The organism is Rhizobium sp. 1399, from assembly GCF_031455475.1.
In the GTDB taxonomy this organism is placed as follows: Bacteria; Pseudomonadota; Alphaproteobacteria; order Rhizobiales; family Rhizobiaceae; genus Rhizobium.
In genome coordinates, this window is record NZ_JAVDSU010000015.1 from 158,022 (window position 1) to 164,482 (window position 6,461).

Genomic DNA, 6,461 nt, shown 5'->3' on the forward strand with positions numbered 1-6,461 from the left:
CGGTCCGCCAGTTGGCCGGCGGACATGAGGCCGATGCCCTGGTGTCATTGATGTTTTGACAAACGCAAATATAACTGAAACGACCTCATGAGCGAGGAGGCACGGTCCAACTGGGTCCGCGCTATTTGGTTTCGAAAGAAGAGATATGCCCAAACAGAAGAAGTCTGCCGTTGTTAGCACAGGCATTACGGGTCTGGACGAAATCCTGCGTGGCGGGCTTCCGGCGTCCAATCTCTACATGATTCAAGGCGCGCCTGGCTCCGGCAAGACAACGGCTGCCCTCCAGTTCTTGCGGGCGGGCGTTGAGGCTGGTGAAAGCTGCATCTATGTGACCCTCTCGCAGACAGCTGCCGAACTCGAGGCGATCGCTGCGTCGCATGGTTGGACGCTCGATGGCATTCGAGTGGAAGAATTGACAACCTCAGGCAGCATTAACGAAGCGGATGAACAGAGCATTTTCTTGACCTCCGACTTGCGGCTTGACGAAACACGCAAGGCAATCGAGGCGGCCATTGATAAGCATAAGCCCCGTCGACTCGTCTACGATTCCCTTCTCGAAATCCGACTGATCACCGGCGATTCTCCACGGTTTCGTCGTGAATTGATCGCCTTCAAAACCTTCCTGGCCAAGCGAAACGTGGTCGCGCTGTTACTCGACACGCAGACGCCTGGGTTCGATCGCAACGGCGAGGAGGTGGAAGGGTTGGCGCACGGCGTCATTCGATTTGACAAAGCGCTCGAAGAATACGGTGGTGTGCGCCGTCGCATCGAAGTATCCAAGCTGCGCGGCGTTCCGGTCGCTGACGGATACCATGATATGGCCATTCGGCAGGGAGAGGGCGTTGTGGTGTTTCCCCGGATCATGCCGAGCACGGGATTGGAAAACACCAAGCCGCAACTGATCAAGTCCGGCGTCGCGGCTCTCGACGACATGTTTGGCGGGGGCCAGGAGGCCGGCACCACGACGCTTGTTATCGGCCAGTCCGGCACCGGCAAGTCGACAATGTCATCTCTTTATGCCACCGCCGCGCTTGAACGCGGCGAGAGTGTCGCGCTGTTCCTGTTCGAAGAGCGCTTGGAAACCTTCTTCCGTCGTTCCGAAGGCCTGGGTATGGAGCTGCGGCAGTTTCACAAGGACGGAAAGCTAATCCTGCGGGATTTCAACCCGAACGAAATCTCACCCGGCGAATTCGGCCGAATCGTCCAGGATGCGGTCACTGAGAACAAGGTCCGTGTCGTTGTCATCGATAGCCTAACCGGGTATCTAAACTCTCTGCCGCATCGGGAAAAAGCAGTGCGCGACATTCAGTCGCTTCTGAAATTCCTGGCTCGGTCCGGCGTGCTGACGATGTTGATTGTCGCTCAGCATGGCTTGCTCGGTCAAAACGTCGGTATTGACGTCGATGTCAGCTTTCTGGGCGACACCGTTCTGCTTTTGCGGATCATTGAGCACGAAGTACGGCTGCGCCGAAGCATCACGGTCGTAAAAAAACGGCATGGCCCGCATGACCTCAACGTTCAGGAGTTACTGATCGAGAGCGGAAGCGTCAGCGTCGTCGCCTATAATCCGCTTCCTGATCCGAAATGAGCGGACATCCGTGCGAAAGTGAAATTGATTGGGTGCTCGTTCTCGCCCCTTTCCGCAAGGACGCCGATTATATTGCTGCCTTGCTTCGGGAGCAAAGGGTCGAGGTGGTGGCGTTACGCGGAAGCGAAGATGTCGCCCATCACCTCGCTATGTCGCCGGGCGTTATCGTCATCGCCCACGAAGCGCTGAACCCACAGATCGTGGCAAGCATTAGTGAACATCTCGCGGGGCAGCCCGACTGGTCAGAAGTTCCCATCCTGGTACTGCTTGAACGAGCCGCATCCATCGCCAAAATTCGCACTCAGCTTGAACGCGCATGGTCCGGTTCGCGCCTATTGTTTCATACCCGACCGATCGCTCAGCTGGAACTTGTCAACAGCATTCAGTCAAACCTGCTCGTCCGTTTGCGTCAGCGTCAGGTTCGCGATGCCATCGATCGTGAAAGAGAGCTGCGTCTCGAGCTCAATCATCGGATCAAGAACATCTTGGCAAGCGTCAGCTCCATCTTCCAGATGACGCAAAGAGGCGCGACCACCCTTGAGGGGCTTTCCTCGGAATTCAAGGGACGCCTTCAGGCATTGTCGGATGTGCACAGCGCGGTCTTCGAGGCAGGCGGGGAGGACGTCTTCCTCTCCTCTGTCGTCGAGCTGACGGTCGCGCCCTACAACACCCGAACGAAGCGTCGGATCAACGTTCGAGGGCCCGAGATCGCGGTGGGGCGGGACGCGGCGACGACAATTGCTCTTTGTCTGCATGAGCTCATTACCAATGCTGTCAAATACGGAGCCCTCTCCAACGGGGAGGGGTCAGTAGACATCGTGTGGGACGTTTGCGAAACGGACGAGCCAGTGTTTACACTGGATTGGGCGGAAAGCGACGGCCCCGAAGTCTCAGTGCCAAGTCGGCAAGGCTATGGCACGCGATATGTTCGCTCAGCACTCGGGTCATTGTGCGGGTCGACGCCGGAGATCAGTTTCGCCCGTGGAGGTTTCAAATGCCATGTTTCCGGTCCACTGCGCCGGCTAGCCACATGGTAACCCGCTGTGCCGTATGTCCGGGAACGCAAGCGTCATAGACATCCAAATTTAACGTCTTCTTGTGGATCGGTCGTGTTCCGAGCGCGTTTACGGACTCTACGCCTATAGTAAAAAGCTGAGCACAGCACCGTCGGAGTTTCGCATGGACTACAACGGGATCACTGTTCTGGTCGTGGAGGACGAAACACTTCTTCGCATGAACATAGCATTGTCGCTCGAACAAGAGGGTTTTCGCGTATACGAAGCCGAAAATGCTGATCAAGCGATCGCCGTCCTGGAGGCCCACGCGGAGATAGGGCTGATGTTTACGGACATCGATATGCCGGGAAGTATGGACGGGCTGAAGCTTGCGACCGCCGTTCGCAACAGATGGCCGCCGATCAAGATCATCGTGACTTCAGGTCATCGGGAGATGAGCGACAGGGTTCTTCCGGTAGAAGGAAGGTTTTTTGGAAAGCCATACAATCCTGCAATCGTCATGACGGCGATGAGAGAGATGGTGGCGTCGTCTTAAAAGCTCGAGTCCAAGACTCCGCCTCGCTTGCAGACAGCATCCTCGTCGCACGTCTTTCCCGGTGATGCTCAGCGGATTGCTCTTCGCGTCGACGGCGCAAACGGCGATCGGACTTACGGCAGGATCGGCGGTATATGATAGACGACGCAGTCGTATTTATTGTTCTGGCGGTGTTCTCGCATCTCGCCGCCATAGGCCTCTGCAATCCGCCTGCTGGCCAGATTTTCCTCGGCCACCGGATACTCGAAATACCGAACCGGATGCATCCTGCTCACCCACCTCGCCACGGCGCCGATCAGCTCGTGACCAAACCTTCTTCCATGCACGTCGCGGCGTAACCAGATTCCAAGCTCGGGTGTCCCGGATTGAAGGGCGTGTACGCCGAGAATGCCAAGGCACCGACCATCGTCGCGACCGCGGGGGACGAGCGTAAGCTCCGATCCTTCGTCCATAGCAGGTAGCCAGTTTTCCCACACTTCGGCAAAAGCCTCTTCGGTCGGAGGCGGTTCCCAGGCCGTGAACTGCGTGATCTCAGGAGAGATACAGGCAAATACCTCGCCTGCGTCCTCTGGTGCGAAGGGGCGGATGATCGTGCGTTCCGTCGGTATTTCGATGTCCCGCATTTGTCTTGTCCAGCGCGCTCGTAAGTTTTCTACCGGGCTGAATGCTACCTTAACCGGGTTAGCGCCGGTAGCAATTCGCAAAGATTCCCTTGGGTTGGCGCGCGATGCCCCCTTTGACGATGATCGCTTTGAGTCAGCGTCATTCCGCAAGCGCTGGCCTGGCCGCGCCTTGATCACAATGCGTTAGAAAGTTTGGAGGCTCACCGCCATAACGGGACGCCGCCTCGCGCCAGAAAGCGGTGGAATTTTTTCCGATTTCTTTAATTGCGCTCGATAGGGCTTGCGAGATCAATCCGTTGGAGGTCTCAAGGATTTCGGCGACTTCAAGACATATTCGTTCGCCGCGGCACCGATAATCCTCTTCAGCGCACCGCTGACATACTGGCAACTTGCGAAAGACAAGTTCAGAGCCGGACAAACGTGGCTGATGATCAAGGTCCTGCTCATAGATGCAGCAATGATAGCATTCGGTGGATGCTCCTGGGGCGACGTGTCCACTACCAGCGACTTTGTGAAGGGACTTGCCGGCATCATCGGACCAGCGGGGTTGTTCCTTTCTTTCCTGTTGGTCCCCGTGCTTGGTGGTGGACTTCTGGGACAGGGGCTGGGTTGGGCAATTTGGCGGCTTACGAAGCAATTCCGATCTTGATGTCTTGGAAGGTAGCTTTTGGGCGGGTTGGAGCCTTTTGGGCCCATATCATCCTGAGGGATAGTTCCACGGCAGAAGGCCCCTCAATCTGGTTCTGCTTATGGTCGTTGGTGATAGCTGTGAGCGTGGCGGTCAGGTTCAATGTGCCTTTGGCCCCATGTCCCGGCCCCCTTTGACTTGCAAGCCGGCGCCTGCGGGTGCAAAATCACGCTTGGAGCGAAAAAGGGACGTCGCAGAAGCGTCCTGGAATCTGGCGTTACGGCGCCTGGTCCCCCGAACTCGATGAAGCTGCCGCATGTCGCGGCGGCCCGCGAGAAAGGGTGACCAGAATGTCCTCGCAATCCGTTTCCCGTTTCGTTGTCGTTCATGAAGACGACGTCGGCGTCAGCCATGGCGCCAATACCGCATTCCTCGAGTTCACTCGCCTGGGGCTCTGCACTGCCGGCTCGGTGATGGTGCCGTGCCCGCGGTTTGCGGAAATCGCTGCCATCGCCCGCGACAATCCGGAGCTCGATCTCGGCGTGCACCTGACCCTCAACTCGGACATGAAGCCCTATCGCTGGCGTCCATTGACCGGTGTATCGGATAAGGGCCTCACCGATGCGGACGGCTATTTCTGGGCCGAAGTGCCCGACGTGCGCCGCAACGCCGATCCGGCGGCGGTGGAGCGCGAGCTGCGCGCCCAGATCGACACCGCGCTTGCTGCGGGCATCGATGTGACCCACCTCGATTGCCATATGGGTACGGCGATGATGCCCGAGTTCGTTGCCGTCTACGAGCGGCTGGGGGCCGACTACCGCCTGCCGATCCTCATGATGAAAGACTACATGACGTTCTCCGTCATGGACTATGTCGGTCCCGTGACGACGACGGAATTCGACGCAGCATCGTGTCGGGCGCGGCGGCGCGGGAATCCGATTGTCGACTTGCAGCTAGAAACGCCCTGGGCGTGGCCGCAGGGCATCGAGGCGGCCTACCGCGACCTGTTCTCGCGCGTGCCCGAAGGCGTGAGCTGGCTTGCCCTGCATTTCAATGCACCCGGCGAGATCGAGCGCATGGCGAGCGATGCGGCCTTCCGGACAGGAGAATATGAGTTCTTCCGCAGCGGACGGGCCGCAGACCTGATGGCCGAATACGGCATCGAGCCGGTGGGCGTGCGGGATTGGCGGGACCGGATGCGCGGATAGGAGACGTCCAGGCGTCCCGAGCCACTTAGCGCCAAAGCAATGTGCCGGGTCGGCGGCGGCGCAGACCGCGAAATCGTGCTGCCCGGACCGGTCCCAGTCGGTCCGCCTTGGGCCTGAGCGTTTCTGAACTGATTTATCCGCATACTTCTACAGCGACCGGAGCGCCTCTGACATCGCCGTGCGACCGACATCGCGGTCGACGGGCACGTGACGTGCGGGGCACTAATCCCGGACCCCTGTCGTCACCGTATCGATTGCATCTTCCGGCAGCGACAGATGTCCCTCCCAGATTGGCACTTGTTGGTGAAGGTCGGGCTCCGGCTTTCTGCGCGGAGCCAGGGAAAATTATAAAACGCATTCGTCGCCGCGCCAGTTATTTGGCCGACTGTCAGCACGCCAAGCTTGATTTCCCGCCTCTTTCTCACCGGCGGAGAACATGCGCGATCCGCAGTCAGGGCAGGACGACGCTCGCATATCTCGCCGTATTGCCCTTTGCTCTGCTAGGGGTTTGCCGGCCAGACCGCGAGGTAGGTGAACGCAGATGGAGCTCAAGACACTCGACAAGAACAGTCGCCACCCGGGGCACGTGATCGCGGTTGAATCGTCGCGCTTCGTATAGCGACCACTTGTCGAGCATCGCGGGCCACGCGTTACGGAGACGATCTTGCCGTATCGAACGAGCTGCGTGGTTTCATGTTCGGCGTGCTCAGTTGCGGGTTGGCTTCACCTCGACGGTAAAGATGCGAAACTGTCCAGCCCATTGCTTTTTTTGGCTTGCGCGTCGATCTTTTTGCAGGCATCCCCGAACGGATCGCGCATCGGCACGAGTGGCGAAGCGCCAAGGAGGAGAAGCGCTTTCAAGT

Annotated in this window: 5 protein-coding genes; 4 read left to right on the forward strand and 1 reads right to left on the reverse strand. The window is 58.5% G+C overall.

Annotated features, from left to right (window positions below; all coding sequences use genetic code 11):
- Positions 1-145 precede the first annotated feature (145 nt).
- The 3 genes from J2X71_RS32560 to J2X71_RS32570 all read left to right on the forward strand — a co-directional run bounded on the left by J2X71_RS32560 (position 146) and on the right by J2X71_RS32570 (position 3,139).
- Positions 146-1,588 (forward strand): ATPase domain-containing protein, encoded by a 1,443-nt coding sequence (locus J2X71_RS32560; RefSeq protein WP_310388888.1) that lies wholly within the window; start codon positions 146-148, stop codon positions 1,586-1,588.
- Positions 1,585-2,625 carry a sensor histidine kinase gene (locus tag J2X71_RS32565; RefSeq protein WP_310388890.1) on the forward strand — a complete coding sequence of 347 codons (1,041 nt, stop codon included), beginning with the start codon at positions 1,585-1,587 and terminating at the stop codon, positions 2,623-2,625. Before J2X71_RS32560 ends, J2X71_RS32565 begins: the two co-directional genes overlap by 4 nt.
- 142 nt (positions 2,626-2,767) lie before the next feature.
- Positions 2,768-3,139 carry a response regulator gene (locus tag J2X71_RS32570; RefSeq protein ID WP_310388892.1) on the forward strand — a complete coding sequence of 124 codons (372 nt, stop codon included), beginning with the start codon at positions 2,768-2,770 and terminating at the stop codon, positions 3,137-3,139.
- Between the two features lie 113 nt (positions 3,140-3,252).
- Here J2X71_RS32570 and J2X71_RS32575 read toward each other — a convergent pair whose 3' ends face one another.
- On the reverse strand, positions 3,253-3,762 hold the full coding sequence (locus J2X71_RS32575) for a GNAT family N-acetyltransferase (protein ID WP_113186299.1): 510 nt from the start codon (positions 3,760-3,762) through the stop codon (positions 3,253-3,255).
- 978 nt (positions 3,763-4,740) lie between these two features.
- Between J2X71_RS32575 and J2X71_RS32580 the strand changes: the two genes are divergently transcribed.
- A complete protein-coding gene (locus J2X71_RS32580) occupies positions 4,741-5,598 on the forward strand; it encodes a polysaccharide deacetylase family protein (RefSeq protein WP_310388896.1) in 858 nt (285 codons plus the stop codon).
- Positions 5,599-6,461: the final 863 nt, after the last annotated feature.

Excerpts from the sequence above, each read along its gene's own strand:
- J2X71_RS32570 (WP_310388892.1), top strand. The coding sequence starts at position 2,768 with ATGGACTACAACGGGATCACTGTTCTGGTCGTGGAGGACGAAACACTT.
- J2X71_RS32565 (WP_310388890.1), top strand. The coding sequence starts at position 1,585 with ATGAGCGGACATCCGTGCGAAAGTGAAATTGATTGGGTGCTCGTTCTC.
- J2X71_RS32560 (WP_310388888.1), top strand. The coding sequence starts at position 146 with ATGCCCAAACAGAAGAAGTCTGCCGTTGTTAGCACAGGCATTACGGGT.
- J2X71_RS32575 (WP_113186299.1), bottom strand. The coding sequence starts at position 3,762 with ATGCGGGACATCGAAATACCGACGGAACGCACGATCATCCGCCCCTTC.
- J2X71_RS32580 (WP_310388896.1), top strand. The coding sequence starts at position 4,741 with ATGTCCTCGCAATCCGTTTCCCGTTTCGTTGTCGTTCATGAAGACGAC.